General features: G+C 68.0%; 13 protein-coding genes. 5 read left to right on the top strand and 8 right to left on the bottom strand.

Annotated elements, in window-relative coordinates; genetic code table 11:
• The first annotated feature begins 4 nt into the window (after window positions 1-4).
• Window positions 5-466 carry an Lrp/AsnC family transcriptional regulator gene (locus CEW88_RS14835; RefSeq protein ID WP_108968418.1) on the top strand — a complete coding sequence of 154 codons (462 nt, stop codon included), beginning with the start codon at window positions 5-7 and terminating at the stop codon, window positions 464-466.
• A gap of 24 nt (window positions 467-490) precedes the next feature.
• Here the strand turns inward: CEW88_RS14835 and CEW88_RS14830 are convergent, their stop codons facing one another.
• The 8 genes from CEW88_RS14830 to CEW88_RS14795 all read right to left on the bottom strand — a co-directional run bounded on the left by CEW88_RS14830 (window position 491) and on the right by CEW88_RS14795 (window position 12794).
• A complete protein-coding gene (locus CEW88_RS14830; RefSeq protein WP_108968417.1) occupies window positions 491-1924 on the bottom strand; it encodes an alanine/glycine:cation symporter family protein in 1434 nt (477 codons plus the stop codon).
• Between the two features lie 317 nt (window positions 1925-2241).
• Window positions 2242-4314 (bottom strand): [FeFe] hydrogenase, group A, encoded by a 2073-nt coding sequence (locus CEW88_RS14825; RefSeq protein WP_108968415.1) that lies wholly within the window; start codon window positions 4312-4314, stop codon window positions 2242-2244.
• Between the two features lie 59 nt (window positions 4315-4373).
• Window positions 4374-6767 carry a phosphoenolpyruvate synthase gene (gene ppsA / locus CEW88_RS14820; protein ID WP_108968413.1) on the bottom strand — a complete coding sequence of 798 codons (2394 nt, stop codon included), beginning with the start codon at window positions 6765-6767 and terminating at the stop codon, window positions 4374-4376.
• A gap of 51 nt (window positions 6768-6818) precedes the next feature.
• Window positions 6819-8198 (bottom strand): MBL fold metallo-hydrolase, encoded by a 1380-nt coding sequence (locus tag CEW88_RS14815; RefSeq protein ID WP_108968411.1) that lies wholly within the window; start codon window positions 8196-8198, stop codon window positions 6819-6821.
• Window positions 8199-8812: 614 nt separating this feature from the next.
• Window positions 8813-9694 (bottom strand): alpha/beta hydrolase, encoded by an 882-nt coding sequence (locus tag CEW88_RS14810; RefSeq protein ID WP_108968409.1) that lies wholly within the window; start codon window positions 9692-9694, stop codon window positions 8813-8815.
• Window positions 9695-9798: 104 nt separating this feature from the next.
• Window positions 9799-10308: a protein-tyrosine phosphatase family protein gene (locus tag CEW88_RS14805; protein WP_108968407.1), complete on the bottom strand. Its 510-nt coding sequence runs from the start codon at window positions 10306-10308 to the stop codon at window positions 9799-9801.
• A gap of 4 nt (window positions 10309-10312) precedes the next feature.
• Window positions 10313-11152 carry a KPN_02809 family neutral zinc metallopeptidase gene (gene ypfJ, locus CEW88_RS14800; RefSeq protein ID WP_108968405.1) on the bottom strand — a complete coding sequence of 280 codons (840 nt, stop codon included), beginning with the start codon at window positions 11150-11152 and terminating at the stop codon, window positions 10313-10315.
• A 112-nt stretch (window positions 11153-11264) separates the two neighbouring features.
• Window positions 11265-12794 (bottom strand): ankyrin repeat domain-containing protein, encoded by a 1530-nt coding sequence (locus tag CEW88_RS14795; protein WP_254694515.1) that lies wholly within the window; start codon window positions 12792-12794, stop codon window positions 11265-11267.
• Between the two features lie 266 nt (window positions 12795-13060).
• Here CEW88_RS14795 and CEW88_RS14790 point away from each other — a divergent pair, with 266 nt between their 5' ends.
• The 4 genes from CEW88_RS14790 (at window position 13061) to recR (ending at window position 16464) form a co-directional block, all read left to right on the top strand.
• Complete coding sequence (locus CEW88_RS14790) at window positions 13061-14839, top strand: DNA polymerase III subunit gamma/tau (RefSeq protein ID WP_108968404.1); 1779 nt, start codon at window positions 13061-13063, stop codon at window positions 14837-14839.
• 69 nt (window positions 14840-14908) lie between these two features.
• Complete coding sequence (locus tag CEW88_RS14785) at window positions 14909-15280, top strand: hypothetical protein (RefSeq protein WP_254694514.1); 372 nt, start codon at window positions 14909-14911, stop codon at window positions 15278-15280.
• A 156-nt stretch (window positions 15281-15436) separates the two neighbouring features.
• Window positions 15437-15781 (top strand): YbaB/EbfC family nucleoid-associated protein, encoded by a 345-nt coding sequence (locus CEW88_RS14780; RefSeq protein ID WP_108968402.1) that lies wholly within the window; start codon window positions 15437-15439, stop codon window positions 15779-15781.
• A gap of 89 nt (window positions 15782-15870) precedes the next feature.
• Complete coding sequence (gene recR / locus CEW88_RS14775) at window positions 15871-16464, top strand: recombination mediator RecR (RefSeq protein ID WP_108968400.1); 594 nt, start codon at window positions 15871-15873, stop codon at window positions 16462-16464.
• Window positions 16465-16535 lie beyond the last annotated feature (71 nt).

The raw sequence follows: 16535 nt of genomic DNA, 5'->3' as shown, positions 1-16535 counted from the left end.
CCACATGCCGATTTCCCTCGATGAGCTTGACCGAAAAATCCTGCGGGTGCTGCAATCCGACGGCCGGATCACCGTGGTGGATCTGGCCGAGAGGGTCGGCCTGTCCCCCACCCCCTGCAAGCGCAGGGTCCAGAGGCTCGAGGAAACCGGGTTGATCAGCGGCTATATCGCCAAGATCGATCGCAAGATCTCCGGCTTCGGGGTCACCGCCTTTGTCTCGGTGGAGCTCGAGCGCTCGGATGGCGAAGACGTGGAGCGGTTCCAGAAAGCCGTCTCGGGGATCGAGGAAGTGGTGACGGGCATGCTGATGACCGGCTCGCAGGACTTTCTGCTCGAGGTCCTGGTCAGGGACCTCGAGGAATACGAAGAGGTGCTTCAGAAGAAGCTGATGAAAATCGAGGGCGTCCGCAGCGTGCGCTCGCGGTTTGCCCTGCGCAAGTTCATCGAACGGACGCGCATCCCCTGAATTCTGCGGCGACCGCCGGGGCCTTCACTCCGCGGGCCGCTTTTCAGGCCAGGAGGTCCGGTCGAGCTCCAGGTCTGGGAAATCATCCGCGTAGAAGACCGGGCGATCCACCCCCGCCCGGACCTGCCTGGTGAAGTCGTCGAGGATCCGCGCCGCGATCGGGAACAGCATGGCGAGCGCCAGCAGGTTCACGATTGCGAGGATGCCCATCATCGGGTCCGAGAACGCAAAGACCGCGGTGGCCCCGGGGGCGACCGCGCCAAGCAGGACGATCCCGATAATCGCGAAGCGCAGGAGGTTGCGGGCCATTGGCGCATCGGTCATGAAGCTGAGCGCGTTCTCGCCAAGGTAGTAGTTGTACATAATGGAGCTGAACGAAAACAAGAAGATGGCGGCGGTCAGGTAGTACTGCGCCCAGTTCCCCACGTGCGAGACAAGGCTCTGCTGGGTGAGCGCGACGCCGTCGATGGCCTCGGCGCCCGGTGTGTAGACATCCCCCAGCAGGATGACGAAGGCCGTGCAGGAGCAGATCAGGATGGTGTCGATGAAAACCGAAAAGCTCTGGGTGATGCCCTGGCTCACCGGGTGGTGCACAAAGGCCGTGGCGGCCACGTTCGGCGCCGAGCCCAGCCCCGCCTCGTTGGAAAAGAGGCCGCGCCGCAGGCCCTGGGCGATCGCCGCGCCCATGCCGCCGGAGACTGCCTCGCGAAGGCCGAAGGCGTTGCCGACGATGTCCGCGAGCACCCCCGGCAGCGACGTGAGGTTGAGCACGATCACCAGCAGCGCCATGGCGATGTAGCCGATCGCCATGACCGGAATGATCACGTCGGCGGCCTTGGCGATGCGGTGAATACCGCCGAAGATGACGAAGCCGGTGACTGCGGCGAGCACGAGCCCTGTCGCGATGCGCGGAACGCCGAGGCTGTCTGCCGCCGCGCCGGCGACCGTGTTGCCCTGGAAGGCGTTGAAGCCGATGGAGAACGACCCGATCAGGCAAATGCAGTAAATCACCGCGAGCCAGCGGTACTTGTGTCCGAGCCCGTGCACGATGGCGCGCGCGGGTCCGCCGCGGAAGTCGCCGTTCGGCGTGGTCTCCTTGTAGACCTGCGCGAGGATCGCCTCGATCATCGCCGAGCACATGCCCACCAGCGCGATGGCCCACATCCAGAACACCGCGCCCGGACCGCCGGCGGTGATCGCCACGGCGACGCCGGCAATGTTCCCGCCGCCGACGCGCCCGCCCACCGAGACGAAGAGCGCCTCGCGCGCCGAGATCTTGTTCGGATCGTCCGAGCTGCCATCCTTCGACAGCACCCGGAACATGCGTTTGAAGTAGCGGAATTGCGCAAAGCCGCTGGCGATGGTGAAAAAGCAGCCCAGAACCACCAAGAAGGGAATGAGCGCCGCCCCCCAGGTCAGATCGTTGATGAGTCCGAAGACGCTGTCAAAAAACTCCATGCGCGAATTCCTTCATTTGCCAGACACGGAGGCCGGGATGGGCGCGGTGCCGACCACGGCCGGGTCTGTCGCTTGGAAGAGGGGACGTGTTGAAATGCTGGGGCCAAAAAATGGCTGGAGATGCCGCAACCTTCGAGCAAGTCAGCATTTTCGACAACCCTCGTGACTGGCTCCACGAGGCTGCAGGCGGAAAACCACCGACCGCATCCCTTGCCGAGCGGCGCTGCTTGTCGGGACCGCTCGCAGGTTGTGCAGCGCTGGAGCGCATTGCAGCCCTGACTGTGACTGAGTTCCGGCCTAGGAATTTTATGCAGCTTTCATAGCACGATACGCGTGAGTCGCGCGATCCGCGCCGACGATGGGCCTTTGCCAGTCCCGGGCGCCAGCTCCAGTTCAAACCGGCAGCGTCTGCCGTCCGGCGTCAGCACGGTGAGATCCTCGGTCAGCGCCGCCGACGCCATCTGGTGCCGCTTATAGGCCGCCCCGTAGCGCCTTGGCGGCAACGCGCGGTTGATGAACGCCGCGATGGCATCGGCCCCTTCGATGTCGCCGGCCACCGAGGCTGTCGCCCAGCGGCCGTCCGGCTGGAACAGCTCCGCCGCGGCGGCGCCGTCCCGCCGGTCCACGCAGTCGAGAAACCGCATCAGCAGCGCGCGGCGCGATCCCCTGCCGGCGTAATGGGTATGCAGCAACCGGTGCGCAGCGGGTGAATTCGGCGCCCCCAATTCAGCCGCATAGAGCGCCTGAACCTCGCCGTTCTCATACGAGCGGCGGCGCGGCGCCTCGGCATCAACGGCATAGATGGCCGCGGCGCGTTTTTGCAGGATCTGCGGATCCATGGACTTCGGCTCGCCGCCGCCGCCAAGACACCCGCCGACGCAGGCCATGACCTCTATGGCGACGAACTCCTCTCGCCAACCCTCCCCCTCGAGCAGCCTTTGCGCCGCGGCGATGCCGTTGCACACGGCCACCGCGCCGATGCCGGGGATGATCGCGGTCTTCGTGCCGTCCCGGACGCCGCGCAGCGCCGCCCATTCGAGCGGCAGCGCCCCTACCATGCCAGCAAGATGCGAGGCCGTGCGGACCATGGCCTCCATGACCCCGCCAGACGCGCCGAAGATCTGCGCCGCGCCCGTGCTCTCTCCGAGCGGGCTGTCGAAGCGTCCCTCCTCGGATAGCGCTCCGAAGGCGATCCCGCGGGCCCGGATCATCCGCGCCAGCTCTCGGGTCGTGAGCACATGATCCACGTCGCCCGAGAGGCCGGGCCGGCGCGCCTCGTCCTTCTTGGCGGTGCAGGGCATGACGCTGACAACATAGGGCTCCGCCCTGCCCTCGGCGAAGTCGGGCCCAAGCGTCCGCGCGAAGCCGCTGCGCTTGGCGATCGCGCCGTGCATCTGCTGCGGTGATTTCGTCGTGCTCAGGTGCGGCAGCAGATCGGGCCGGTTGAGCTCGACCCAGTTCACCCAGCCCGGGCAGCAGGAGGTGAAGAGCGGCAGCCCCGCCCCGGCGCGCAGCCGCGCCAAAAGCTCGGAGCCTTCCTCCATGATCGTGAGATCGGCGGCGAAATTGGTGTCAAAAACGTAGTCGAAGCCAAGCTGGCGCAGCGCATTGATCATCCGGCCGGTGCTCACGGTGCCCGGGCCGAAGCCGAATTCCTCGCTGATCGCGATCCGGGTCGCCGGGGCGACCTGCACCACCGAAACCCGACGTCGCGCATCGAGCGTATGCAGGACATCGTGCCAGTGCGGCGTCTCGATGAGGGCGCCCACCGGGCAGACCAGCGTGCATTGACCGCAGGAAATGCATCGGGTCTCGGCCAGCGGCTCCTCGAAGACGGTGACCGGCCTGCGGTCGCCGCCGCGCCCGGCAAAGCCGATGATAAATTGCTGCTGGACGGCCTCTCCGCAGACGTCGGCGCAAAGGCCGCACTCGATGCATTTCGACAGGTCGCGCCAGATGCTGGGCGAGGTGTGGTCGGTGAAGAGATCATCGGCAGGAGCCGCGTTTTCCCCGGGCAGTTCTGGCCAGAGGTCCTGCCACTGGTTTTCCCTGACCAGCGTCTGGAGTTGGCAAGCGCCGTCGATCTCGCAGCGCAGGCAGTCGTCGGGATGTCGCGCCAGCAGCCAGGCCCCATCGGCGCGGCGGAAGGCCTGCAGCGCGTCGGTGTCCGTGTCGACAACGTCGCCCTCCTGCGCCGGGGTCCGGCACGCTGGCTGAGGGTGACGCGCGCCCGCGACCTCGACGAGGCATATGCGGCAGGTGGCATGGGCCGGCAGGGTCGGATGATGACAGAGCGTGGGGATGTGGACGCCCGCAACCCTCGCCGCCTCGAGCAGGGTGGCACCCTCCTTGACCTGCACCTGCCGTCCGTTGATCGTAACCTTGGTCATGCGGCCCCCTCCCGGCGTGACTGCCCCGTGACGTCTCCGGTGCGCGCGGGCGCCCCGGGCTATCTTTCGGCCTCGGCCACGTGGCGCTTCACCGCGAGGAAGCTGTCCGGGGTCACCGAGATGCTGTCGATTCCCGCCTGCACCAGAAGCCTGGCGAACTCGGGGTGATTGCTGGGCGCCTGCCCGCAGAGGCCGATCTTGCGCCCGGCCTTGCGCGCCTTGGCGATCACCGTCTGGATCATCCAGAGCACTGCCGGGTCGCGCTCGGAAAAGAGGCTGGCCAGCGCCTCGGAGTCGCGGTCGACGCCAAGGGTGAGCTGGGTAAGATCGTTGGAGCCTATGGAGAAGCCGTCAAAGCGCTCCGCAAAGGCTTCGGCCTCGATCACGTTCGAGGGGATCTCGCACATCACGTAGACCTCGAGCCCATCCTCACCGCGCGTGAGCCCGTTCTCGGCCATCACCTCGAGCACCCGGTCCGCCTCGCCGACCGTGCGGCAGAAGGGGATCATCACGACGGCGTTGCGAAAGCCGATGGTCTCGCGCAGGCGGCGGATTGCGCGACATTCGAGCGCGAAGCCGTCTCGGTAGGCCTCGGAGTAGTAGCGCGAGGCACCGCGGAAGCCGATCATCGGGTTCTCTTCACGCGGTTCGAACGCCGCGCCTCCAAGCAGCCCGGCGTATTCATTTGTCTTGAAATCGCTCATCCGGATGATCGCCGGGTTCGGGTACCAGGTGGCGGCGATGCGCGAGAGGCCTCGGGCGAGCGTCTCGACGAAATACTCGGTCCGGTCGGCATAGCCGCGGGCGAGCCTGTCGATGGCGTCGCGGTCCGGCCCCTCGGGCAGGCGATCGTAGCGGGTCAGCGCCAGCGGATGCACCTTGACCTCGTTGGAGATGACGAACTCCATCCGCGCCAGCCCGACGCCATCCGCCGGCAGCCGCCACCAGCGCGTCGCCGCTGCGGGGTTGGCCATGTTGAGCATCACCTTGGTACGGGTCGGCGGGACCTCGTCGAGCCGTGTCTCCTCAACTTCGAACTCCGCCTCCCCGGCGTAGATCACCCCCTCGTCACCGCCCGCGCAGGAGACGGTGATCGCTTGACCGTCGTGCAGCAGATGCGTCGCCTGTCCGGTGCCGACGATGGCCGGAACCCCCAGTTCGCGGCTGATGATCGCCGCATGCGAGGTACGGCCTCCGTGGTCGGTGACGATCGCGACGGCGCGCTTCATGATCGGCACCCAGTCCGGGTCGGTGGTCGAGGTGACCAACACGGCACCGTCGCGGAAACGGCCGATGTCGGCGGCGCTCTCGATCAGGCAGACCTCGCCCGTCGCCACCGCGCTGCCGACGCTGAGCCCGCGCAGCAGCGCCTCGCCGGTCGTGCCGAGCCGATAGCTGCGGAAGGCGTGACCCCCGCTGCGCGACTGCACCGTCTCGGGCCGCGCCTGCACGATGTAAAGCGGCCCGCCCTGCCCGTCGCGGGCCCATTCCATGTCCATAGGCTGGCCGTAGTGACGCTCGATCCTCACCGCCATGCGCGACAGCTCGAGGATTTCGGCCTCAGACAGCACGAAGCTCTCTCGCTCGGCTTTTGAAGTCGGCACCGTCCGGGTCGGCGTCTCTGGCCCTGCGCCGTAGATCATCTTGATCTCCTTGGCCCCGAGCGCCTTGTGCAAAATCGGCACGCGGCTCTCGTCGTCGAGGAAGGGCTTGTAGACTTGATACTCGTCGGGGCTCACCGCGCCCTGCACCACGGTCTCGCCCAGGCCCCAGGCGGCGTTGATCAGCACCAGCTTGTCGAAGCCGCTCTCTGTGTCGAGCGAGAACATGACACCCGAGCCGCCCTCGTCCGAGCGCACCATCAGCTGCACGCCGATCGAAAGCGCCACGGCGAGATGATCGAACCCCTTGATCTGCCGGTAGGTGATGGCGCGGTCGGTAAAGAGCGAGGCATAGCAGCGGCGGCAGGCGGAGAGCAGCGCAGCCTCGCCGCGGATATTGAGGAAGGTCTCCTGCTGGCCCGCGAAACTGGCGTCGGGCAGGTCCTCGGCGGTGGCCGAGGAGCGCACGGCAACGGCGGGCTCGGGCATCCCGGCGCGCTCGGCCAGCGTACGATAGGCGGCGCGGATGGCCTGCTCGATGTCAGATGGCCATGTCCCGGCCGCCACCGCCGCGCGGATCCGGTGCCCCGCCTCGGGGAGCGTGAGCCGCCCGTCGGCGAGCTGTCCGAGCGCAGCGGCCAGCACCGCCTCGAGGCCGTTGGCGGCGATGTAGCTGCGGTACGCCTCGGCGGTCGTGGCAAAACCCGGCGGCACGCGGATCCCCTGGCTGCCGAGCCGCGCCACCATCTCGCCAAGCGAGGCGTTCTTGCCGCCGACCTCGGGCAGGTCGTCTCGGGTGAGGTCCTCGAACCAGGTCAGAAGCGGTCCACCGCTATGCGCGTGATCATCCATCCCCTTGTCCTCCGTTGACACTGCAAAGCGCGCGGCAGCCCCGCCCGCCCCTCAAAGCTCGAATTCCTCTCCCATGGCGGGCATCCGGACCGAGCCGCCTGTCAGCTCCCTGCCGAAGGCCTCCATCGCCTTTGGCTCCCCATGCACCAGGAACGTCTGTTCCGGGTTGCCGAGACCTGCGTGCCAGGCGCTCAGAGCGCTCCTCCCGGCATGAGCCGAGAAACCGTTGATCGTATGGACCTGCGCCCGCACTGGGATTTCGTCGCCGAAGAGCTTCACCCGCGACGCCCCATCTATGATGATCCGCGCCAGCGTGCCTTCGGCGGCGAACCCGACGAAGATGATGCTGGACTCGGGATGGGCGAGCGTGTGGCGCAGGTGATGGCGGACCCGCCCGCCGGTGCACATGCCCGAGCCCGCCATGATCAGCGCGCCGGAGCGGATGCCGTTCAGCTCCATCGAATCCTGGGCCTCCTGGGTGAACTGCAACCCGGGCACCTGGAAAGGATCCTTGCCGGCGTGGATCATCCGTGCAGGCTCCGGGCCCATCGCCTCGGGATGCCGACCGAAGATCCGCGTTGCCGAGATTGCCATGGGGGAGTCGAGATAGAGCCTCAGGCCGGGCTGGATGTGCCCCGCGTCCAGCCCCTCGCGCAGGTACCACAGCAGTTCCTGCGCCCGCTCCAGTGCAAAGGTCGGGATGATGATGTTGCCCCCGCGCGCTTGCGTGGCTCGGATCGCTGCGTGGAGTTCCTCGACCGAGTCGGCGAGCGAGCGGTGGTCCCGGTCGCCATAGGTCGTCTCCATCACCACCACATCAACACCGGCAGGCGGCGCCGGATCGTTCAGCAGCACGCGCCCGCCCGGCCCGATGTCGCCCGAGAAGAGCACCCTGCGCCGCCGCGTGCCTTCGGTGATCTCCAGCAGGATTGAGGCCGAGCCGAGGAGATGCCCCGCGTCGAAGAAGGTGGCGGTGATCCCGGGGAAAAGCTGGGTGGCCTTGCCGTAGTGTGCAGGGCGCCCGAAGCGCCGCACGGCATCGAGCGCATCGAGCCGGTCGTAGAGCGGCTCGTACCGCCACCCCTGCCTGCCCTTGCGCCGGTGCCTCCGCGCGTCCTCCTCGTGAAGATGGGCGGAATCCATCATCACGAGTTGCCCCAGGTCACGGGACGCGGCGGTTGCCACGATCGGGCCGGAGAAGCCGCGCTTCACCAGCAGAGGAATGCGGCCGCAGTGATCGAGATGGGCATGGGTCAGAAGCAGCAGGTCGATCTCTGCCGGGTCGAAGCCGAAGCCGGACGCGTTCTCGTCGTGCAACTCGTGCGCGCCCTGAAACATCCCGCAATCGATCAGGATCTTGCGTCCCGCCGCCTCGACGAGGTGGCACGATCCGGTCACCTGCCGCGCGGCACCATGAAACGAGAGCTTCATTGGCCTTCCTCCCGGGCGGCGGGGTCCGATCGGATCCCCCGCCCTGTTAAATTCCCACCCTTCCCCTCACGCGCCATGGGCGTCCTTCGGCTTGTCGATCCCCAGCGCCCGCATCATCCGGCTTACTTCGAAGGGCTCGGCCTTGCCGGAGCGGACCTTGCGCAGGAAGCACGTCCCGAAGCCCATCTTCGCATGGTGCTCGCTCGCCCGAGGCGACCCGGTTCACGTTCCACGGCGGGATCTGCGGCTGCGCGTCGGCAGCTTGCAGGCCATGACAAGACCACCGAGCCCGGCCCCAGGAACGAGAACTTGTGCCATTGCGATCATCCCTCCCAGAACGCGCGCGTGCGTTGCTATTCCTCTTGGCAGGCTGCCACCCTCGATCGGGCCGCGATATGACACGGATCAAGCGTCGGCCGGAATCCGCAGCACCCCGGATGGGCCGTGCCCAGACCGGCAAAATCTCTGAATCGGCCGGGGAATATCAGACCCAAGGCGACCGCGATCCACCTCGTGCCACTGGTGGATCGCTGAAAATCTGCACAGATCAGGATTTGGCCGGAACTCGTCTGCGAAACACTTGCTCTCCTACCGCGTGCATAGAGGCTAGCGAGCTAGCCCGCCGCCAGCGCGAAGCAGCGCGGGAAGGAGGCGGCAAAGGTCGCGCCGTGGCCAAGCCCCTTCAGCACCTCGAGCTGGACATGCAGGTCGCTCCGCTCCGCCAGCCGGGCCGCCATCTCGAGCGTGTCCGGATTCGGGCGGGGCGCCTCGGGCTCGGGCGTGCCCGAGCGATGCTCGCTGTCGCCCAGCATCATCAGCACCTCGGCCCGGCCGGCGGCGAGCCGCGGCGCTTCGGCCTCCATTGCAAAGAGCCTGCGCCCGCCGAAGCCCGTGGTCGCGCTGATCGGCATGTAGGCACGGAAGGCCGCGGGCTTGGACAGCAGCGTCGCCAGCGCGAAGACCCCGCCGTAGGAATGCCCCCAGAGGCTGCGCCGCGCCGGATCGAGCCGAGCACGCTCAGCCAGCACCCGCGCCAGCGGGCCGAGCAGACGCGCCCGGAACGCAGCCTCGCCGCCGAACTCCCAGTCGCGCCCGCGAGCATGCATCGGGTCCTCGAGCGGCACTGGGGTGTAGTCGCGCGCACGCGAGGCGCCGTCGAAGGCCTCTTTGACCGGGTAACCGATACCGACGACCGCAAGCCCCGGGTAAGCCTCGAGAATTGCCGCATCAAGGCGGCTAAAGGCAGCGTTGCCGTCAAGCATCCAGAGCGATGGCCAGCCTTGCGAGGGGGTCGCGCCGCGTGGGAGGGCAAGGAAGAGGCGGTAGGTCAGACCGTCCGCACTCACGTCGACATGCGAGAGCTCGTGGCTTGCGGGGGGTGTGTCGAAGAGCGGGAAATCGGCGGCGGGCTGCCGCCGCTGCGCCAGCACCGGGAGGGCGGGGCAGCCTGCAAAAGCGGCAAGCGTGGTCAGGAAGCGTCTGCGGTTTGGGATCATTCACCATCTCCTTGAAAATCCAGGGGCTGGCGAAAGGCTGGCTTTGCAGCGTGGTCTAGCCGAGGCGCGCGGGCCTGGCAATCGGTGCGACCGGCTGAGCGGGATCAGTCCACGTGGCGCAGGAAGAGCGCGGCGTCGCGCGGGGCCTCCATCGCCCAGTCCATCTGAGCGTCGGTCTCGACGGCGCAGGGCCGGACGTGGCGGAGCCGGGCCAGCGCCTCGTCGGGCGCCTCGCCGGACTCGATCATCAGCCGCAGCGCCACCATCCCCGAGCGACCGCAACCGCCCCGGCAATGCACGAGCACCCGGCCGCCGCCCGAGAGCGCCTGCCGCGCCTGAGCGCTGACCTCGGGCCAGAGGCGGCGCATCTCCTCGGGCGGGGTGCCGAAGTCGGGGATCGGCAGGTGCAGCCAGCGCGAACCGTGGTCCCGCACGTGCACCCCCAGCAGCGCCGCGTCCGCCGCCTCCATCTCGGCCCGGGAAACGAGGGTGATGACGATGGCCGGGCGCCATTCGGTCACATGCGCCATGTCCCCGGAAAAATCCCCGCCGCCGCCCGGCAGGGGCGAGATCGCGAGGATGCCCTCGAGGACAGAAAGCGCGTGGATCATCATCAGGTCAGATGTCTCCCGAGAAGGTGTCACAGGCCGAGATATTGCCCGCCTCGTAGCCGCGCGCGAACCAGCCCGAACGCTGCGCGCTGGTGCCGTGGGTGAAGGTATGCGGCTGCGGCACCCGCCCTGCTCGCTTCTGCAGAAGGTCGTCGCCGATCATCTTGGCGGCGTTCAACGCCTCCTCGACGTCTCCGGGCTCGAGGAGGCCGTCGACATGGGTGGCCCAGACGCCGGACAGGCAGTCGGCTTGCAGCTCAAGCCGCACGGTCAGCGCATTGGCTTGCGCCTCACTCGACTGCTGGCGGATTTCCTCAACCTGCGGAAGGATCCCGAGCAGGTTCTGCACGTGGTGCGCCACCTCGTGGGCGATCACGTAGGCGGCGGCAAAGTCCCCCTCGGCGCCGAGCTGCTGCTCAAGCGTGGCGAAAAATTCGGTGTCGAGATAGGCCTGCTGGTCGAGCGGGCAGTAGAATGGCCCCGTCGCGCCGCTGGCGCCACCACAGGGCGAGGCGGTCTGGCCAGAGAAGAGCACCAGCACCGGCGGCGTGTACTCGCGGCCCGCCTGCTCGGGCAAGAGCTGGGTCCAGACCTCCTCGGTGGTGGCCAACACCTGCGAGGCGAATTCGCCGGCGAGTTTTTCCTGCGGAGTCAGCTCGCGCGGCTCGCTCGAGGTCTGCACCGTGCTGTTGTTCAGAAGCGGGGTGACATCGACCCCGGCGAAATAGCCGATCGCCAGGACGACCAGCAGCGCGATGCCTCCGAGCCCGCCCCCCATGGCGACGCGGCCCCCGGACCGGCGGCGGTCCTCGACATTGCTGCTTCGGCGCACTCCTCTGAGACGCATGACTAAATTCCTTATATGAAAATACGTGCGGCAGCCCTGATTGTAGGGGCTGCCGCGGCTTTGTGAAACAGAATTTCCGGCTTGGCCGAACCGCCCGGCGGCCGGGCCGGGATCAGACGACCTGCCCCGGATGCGCCTCGGCCCACCCTTGCAGGACGACGGCAAGATCGGGTCTGCCGACCAATGCCATGGCCTTGCGCGGAAGCGCGACGCCATGCTCGAGCAGAAGCTTTAGGCAGGCGAGGTGATCTCGGCCTTCGGCCTTCGGCGCGTTCTCGGCCCCGTGCAGCAACGTGCCGAGCAGGGTGCCGCCAAAAGCGTTCACGTGGCTCATGTCCGGACGCAGATCCAGGAAATGCGCCATGACCTTGGGATAGCCCTCCCAGGCAGCGGCCTGCACCGGGGTCACACCATCAACTCCGTCCGGCGCATCATATGGCAGCCCGAGTGACACCAACGCCTTGATCTGCGCCAGCCGGTCGGGCCGACCCGCGAGCCCGCGCAGCAGCCCGTCGTAGGCGGGCGGCAGCGCCTCGGGGTCGATGTAGGCACCCGGCGTGCCCCGCCCTTCCGCGGCCTCTGCCATGAGCGCCTCCTCGCGGGACAGCGCGGCGGTGATGCCCCGCGCCTCCAGCGCCTCGACCAGCGCGCGGCTGCCCAGCACCCGGGCGTAGCCATAGGGCGAGACCCAGCGCCACTCGCGCACCGGATCGGCGCCGGCCTCAAGCAGCAGCTCCACCATGCGCCGGTCACAGCCACGCCGCGCCGCCTGATGCAGCGCTGGGATGGTCTGCGCCTCCTCGTCGAGCGTCGCGCCATGGGCGAGCAGAAGCTCCACGGCGCCGTGGTCGTTGAAGTCGAGCGCCCGCAAGAGCGCGTTGGTGCCCTGCGGCTTCGCCCCACGCTCGAGCAGCAGCTTCAGCCCGTCCAGCGTGCCCAACTCCGCCGAATGGTAGAGCGACTCGCCATCGTCGGGAGACGCGCCGTGATCCAGAAGCCAGCGCGCCAGATCAAGGTTGCGCGCCACGCAGAGCGCACCGTAGAGCGCCGAGAGTTTCTCTCCCCCTGCTCCCTCCTGTGCGTCGTTCACATCGGCCCCCCGTGCGACCAGCAGGGCAGCGATTTCCAGCGTCGCAGGGCGCAGGTCAGGGTGCAGTTGGTGCCAACGCGAGAAGGCGAGGTGCAAGATCGCGCTACGCGGCCCGTGCCGTTCGGTTGCAAGCCGAGGGTTCTGCGCCAGCGCGGCGCGCACGCCAGACAGGTCTGCCAAAGCGCATTGCAGGCCGAAAAGCCCATCGGCGAGATCCGGCGTCTCGGCCAGAAGCGCCTGCACCACAGGCATCTGACCATGGAACAGCGCGATCTTCAGCCGCTGGATTTTCGCTGCCCGGTCCAGGCCTTGGGTCTCCGCCGCCAGCTTGAGCTTGGGCCAGCTCTCAAAGCCTCGCTCGCGCGCGACAACCTGCAGGAAGTCGGCGCGTTTGAGCTCGCGCCCGTCGCCGCGCGGCGGCAGCTCGCTCAGGCGTTGCCGCGCGCCGCGGTCTCCCGCGTCGTAGGATTTGTGAAGTCGGCGCGCCTCGCGGCGCAGATCGTCGATGGATGGGGTCGGCCCTGAAAAGAGCATGCCGGTGTCCTCCGTCATCGCCCAAGTGTCCGCTGGTCTGGGCAGGAGAGAAACCGAAGATATCAGATCGGTTCGAAGGCAGGTGCGCGCGCTTTCCGCGGACTGGGCGGCCCCCTGCGATCGGGCCTGATCGCCTCATAGCAGAGCGGCGGCGCATGGGGAAGTCCCCGCGCAACACATGCGCCAGGTTCGGGGCCGCACCCGGCGCCCGCCTCGACGCCCGGCTTTACCTCGCCCCTCCCCCACCTTACCTTGGCCGCAACCGAAGGAGCGCCACGGATTCCATGACTGACGACAGCCCCAAGTACCAGGTACTCGCGCGCAAGTACCGCCCCGAGACCTTTGCCGATCTCGTCGGGCAGGATGCCATGGTGCGCACCCTGAAGAACGCCTTCAAGGCGGACCGCATCGCGCAGGCCTTCATCATGACCGGCATCCGCGGCACCGGGAAGACCACCACCGCGCGGATCATCGCCAAGGGGATGAACTGCATCGGCCCCGACGGCGCTGGCGGGCCAACCACCGAGCCCTGCGGTGTGTGCGAGCACTGCAAGGCGATCATGGAAGGCCGCCACGTCGACGTGCTGGAGATGGACGCGGCCTCCAACACCGGCGTCGGCGACATCCGCGAGATCATAGACAGCGTGCACTACCGGGCGGCCTCGGCGCGCTACAAGATCTACATCATCGACGAGGTGCACATGCTTTCGAACAGCGCGTTCAACGCGCTGCTCAAGACGCTCGAGGAGCCGCCCGCGCACGTGAAGTTCATCTTCGCCACCACCGAGATCCGCAAGGTGCCGGTGACGGTGCTGTCGCGCTGCCAGCGGTTCGATCTGCGCCGCATCGAGCCCGAGGTGATGATCGACCTGCTGCGCCGGATCGCCACCAAGGAAAGCGCCGAGATCACCGATGACGCGCTGGCGCTGATCACCCGCGCCGCCGAGGGCTCGGCGCGCGACGCCACCTCGCTGCTCGATCAGGCGATCAGCCACGGTGCCGGGGAAACCACCGCCGATCAGGTCCGCGCCATGCTTGGCCTCGCCGATCGCGGACGGGTGATGGACCTCTTCGAGAAGATCATGCACGGCGACGCGCCCGGCGCGCTGACCGAGCTCTCCGAACAATATGCCGAGGGCGCCGACCCGCTGGCGGTGCTGCGCGACCTCGCCGAGCTGACCCATTGGATCTCGGTGGTGAAGATCACGCCGGACGCCGCCGAGGATCCCACCGTCGGCCCCGACGAGCGGCTGCGCGGCTCGGCGCTGGCGGCCAACCTCGGCATGCGCGCGCTCACCCGCATGTGGCAGATGCTGCTCAAGGCGCTGGACGAAGTGGCGCAGGCGCCCAACGCCATGATGGCCGCCGAGATGGCGGTGATCCGGCTGACCCACGTCGCCGAGCTGCCTTCGCCCGAGGAACTGCTGCGCAAGCTGCAGGACACGCCGCCTCCGCCCCCCAGCCCGAACGGGCCCGGCGGTGGCTACACCCATGCACCCGCAGGCGCCCCCGCGGGTGGCGGCACGCAGGCCTACGCCAGCCACGTGCAACCGACCCATCCCGGCCCCTCCGGCCCCAGCGCGATGTATGGCAACGCCGTGCCCGCGGTGGCGCAGAACAACGCGCTCGCGCGGTATCCCACCTTCGAGCACGTCCTCGAGTTGATCCGCGCCAATCGTGATGTGAAGCTGCTGGTCGAGGTCGAAAGCGGCCTGCGCCTTGCCGCCTATCAGCCCGGCCGCATCGAGTTCACCCCGGCCCGCAACGCCTCGGGCGATCTGGCGCAGCGGCTCGGCACGGCGCTACAGCGCTTCACCGGCGCGCGCTGGGGCGTGTCTTTGGTCAACGGCTGCGAGACGCCGACCATCGTGGAAAAGCGCGACGCCGCCGAGCTGGCTTTGCGGGCCGAGGCCGAGCAGCACCCGCTGGTGCAGGCCACCCTCGCCGCTTTCCCCAAGGCGAAGATCGTCGAGATCCGCACCCCCGAGGCCGAGCAGCAGCAGGCCGCGGTGGAGGCCCTTCCCGAGGTCGAGGACGAATGGGATCCCTTCGAGGAGGAGTGATCGCTGCGCGATGGGGGAACCCCTGCGGCCTTTCCGGGTTTGACCTCTGTCACACCCGGAGGAGCCGCCATGACTTTCGACCCCCATAAGGCTGTTCACAAGGCCACCCTGCCCGCCCTGCGCGATCGTATCGGCGACGCCCTGCCTGCCAGCCGGCGCGAGCGCCTCGCCCCCGTCGTCTTTGCCGGCGGGCTGCTGGCCATCGGCGCGATGCTGATCAAGGCCAAGCCGCGCATCGGCCATGTGCCCACGCCCAAACAGTTCGGCGACCTTCCGCGCCGCTCTCGCGCACGTCGCGCGGCGCAGACCACCCGCGATCACATCGAGCCCTTCGCCCCGACCAATGTGACCGACTCGATCGGACGCTCGCTGATGCTCGGCGGCGCCGCGCTCTTGCTGACCCGCCTGCTCGACGAAGTCGCCGGACGCGACGTCAAATAGATTTGCCGTCTGCCCGGCCCGGAGCGACTTCCGCGCGGTAGCGCCCTTGTTTTGCGCAATTCCGGCGCCGCTTCCCTTGTCGCCCCGACGCGCGATCCGTATCTAGGAGACAACTCGGACACAGGGCCCGCCGCGGCCCCAGACAGGAGAGACCAGATGTTCAAGGGATTGGGCGGTCTTGGCGACATGGCCAAGATGATGAAGGCCGCGCAGGAGATGCAGGGCAAGATGGCCGACCTGCAGGAAGGCCTGCACACAACCATGGTGACCGGCGAGTCCGGTGCCGGCCTCGTCAAGGCAACCGCCACCGCCAAGGGCGAGCTGAAGGGTCTCGACATCGATCCGTCGATCTTCAACAGCGACGACAAGGAAGTGGTCGAGGACCTGATCCTCGCCGCGATCAAGGACGCGCAGAGCAAGGCGCAGGACCGCGCCGAGCAGGAGATGCGCAAGCTCACCGAAGAGCTTGGCCTTCCCGCAGACATGAAGATGCCGTTCTAAGACGCCTGCCGCAGGCATGGCGCGTGGCGGGGCAGAGCGGACCTTCGCAAGAAGGTCTGCGGCGTCCCGCACCGAGGAGTGACCCGGAAATGCCCGAGCGCAGCGAGATCGACGCGCTGATCGAGATGATGGCCCGGCTGCCGGGCCTTGGCCCGCGTTCGGCGCGGCGCACCGTGCTGCACCTCATTCGCAAGCGCGAGCTGCAGCTCGCACCGCTCGCCGATCTGATGAGCCGGGTCGCCGCCACCGCCCGCGAGTGCCTCAACTGCGGCAATGTCGGCACAGCCGAGATCTGCCCGATCTGCACCGACGAGCGCCGCGCCAATGGCCAGATCTGCGTTGTCGAGGACGTGGGCGACCTTTGGGCGATGGAGCGCGGCGGCAGTTTCAAGGGCCGCTACCATGTGCTCGGCGGCACGCTGTCGGCGCTCGACCGTATCGGTCCCGAGGAGCTGCGCATCCCGCAGCTCGTGGCGCGGGTGCAAAGCGAAGCCATCACCGAGGTGATCCTCGCGCTCAATGCCACGGTCGACGGGCAGACCACGGCGCATTACATCGCCGACCAGCTCGAGACCCGCGTCGAGATGAGCTCGCTGGCTCAGGGCGTGCCCATCGGCGGCGAACTCGACTATCTCGATGACGGCACGATCACTGCGGCGCTCAACGCACGCCGCAAACTCTGAGTCCTCGGGGTCACGCGGCTGTGACCCCCGACCTCTGGGCGGCACCGCACCTTGGCGCTAGAGCCAGCGAC

Source organism: Alloyangia pacifica (genome assembly GCF_003111685.1).
GTDB classification, from domain to species: Bacteria; Pseudomonadota; Alphaproteobacteria; order Rhodobacterales; family Rhodobacteraceae; genus Salipiger; species Salipiger pacificus_A.
The sequence above is the reverse complement of the archived record's forward strand: the minus strand, read 5'-3'. Positions and strand labels throughout refer to the sequence as shown.

What these genes read in the sequence shown, in the direction of transcription:
- CEW88_RS14830 (WP_108968417.1), bottom strand. Translation starts at nt 1,924, where the DNA reads ATGGAGTTTTTTGACAGCGTCTTCGGACTCATCAACGATCTGACCTGG.
- CEW88_RS14785 (WP_254694514.1), top strand. Translation starts at nt 14,909, where the DNA reads ATGACTTTCGACCCCCATAAGGCTGTTCACAAGGCCACCCTGCCCGCC.
- CEW88_RS14795 (WP_254694515.1), bottom strand. Translation starts at nt 12,794, where the DNA reads ATGACGGAGGACACCGGCATGCTCTTTTCAGGGCCGACCCCATCCATC.
- CEW88_RS14790 (WP_108968404.1), top strand. Translation starts at nt 13,061, where the DNA reads ATGACTGACGACAGCCCCAAGTACCAGGTACTCGCGCGCAAGTACCGC.
- CEW88_RS14805 (WP_108968407.1), bottom strand. Translation starts at nt 10,308, where the DNA reads ATGATGATCCACGCGCTTTCTGTCCTCGAGGGCATCCTCGCGATCTCG.
- CEW88_RS14810 (WP_108968409.1), bottom strand. Translation starts at nt 9,694, where the DNA reads ATGATCCCAAACCGCAGACGCTTCCTGACCACGCTTGCCGCTTTTGCA.
- recR (WP_108968400.1), top strand. Translation starts at nt 15,871, where the DNA reads ATGCCCGAGCGCAGCGAGATCGACGCGCTGATCGAGATGATGGCCCGG.
- CEW88_RS14825 (WP_108968415.1), bottom strand. Translation starts at nt 4,314, where the DNA reads ATGACCAAGGTTACGATCAACGGACGGCAGGTGCAGGTCAAGGAGGGT.
- CEW88_RS14835 (WP_108968418.1), top strand. Translation starts at nt 5, where the DNA reads ATGCCGATTTCCCTCGATGAGCTTGACCGAAAAATCCTGCGGGTGCTG.
- CEW88_RS14780 (WP_108968402.1), top strand. Translation starts at nt 15,437, where the DNA reads ATGTTCAAGGGATTGGGCGGTCTTGGCGACATGGCCAAGATGATGAAG.
- ypfJ (WP_108968405.1), bottom strand. Translation starts at nt 11,152, where the DNA reads ATGCGTCTCAGAGGAGTGCGCCGAAGCAGCAATGTCGAGGACCGCCGC.
- ppsA (WP_108968413.1), bottom strand. Translation starts at nt 6,767, where the DNA reads ATGGATGATCACGCGCATAGCGGTGGACCGCTTCTGACCTGGTTCGAG.
- CEW88_RS14815 (WP_108968411.1), bottom strand. Translation starts at nt 8,198, where the DNA reads ATGAAGCTCTCGTTTCATGGTGCCGCGCGGCAGGTGACCGGATCGTGC.